Annotated in this window: 1 protein-coding gene; it reads left to right on the forward strand. The window is 77.3% G+C overall.

The window, feature by feature from the left end; genetic code table 11:
- Positions 1-352 (forward strand): VWA domain-containing protein (locus G3I41_RS02805; RefSeq protein WP_164398707.1); only part of this gene is annotated, 352 nt, incomplete at both ends.

Consider the following 352-nt stretch of genomic DNA (forward strand, 5'->3'; position numbering starts at 1 on the left):
TCCCGGGCGCGCGCCGAGCACGGTCGGACGACGGGTGCGCGGCGGCCCGAGGGCGCGCTGACGAAGCTGCATCTGGCCGCGACGGTCCTGGCCGCCGCCCCGCACCAGCGGGCGCGGGGCCGGTCCGGACGCGGGCTCGTGGTGCGGCGGGACGATCTGCGGCAGGCGACGCGGGAGGGACGCGAGGGCAACCTCGTGCTGTTCGTCGTGGACGCCTCCGGGTCGATGGCCGCCCGGCAGCGCATGGGCGCGGTGAAGGGCGCGGTGCTGTCCCTGCTGATGGACGCCTACCAGCGGCGCGACAAGGTCGGTCTCGTCACCTTCCGGGGCCGGGGCGCGGAGGTGACGCTGC

Source organism: Streptomyces sp. SID9727 (assembly GCF_010550605.1).
Lineage (GTDB): Bacteria > Actinomycetota > Actinomycetes > Streptomycetales > Streptomycetaceae > Streptomyces.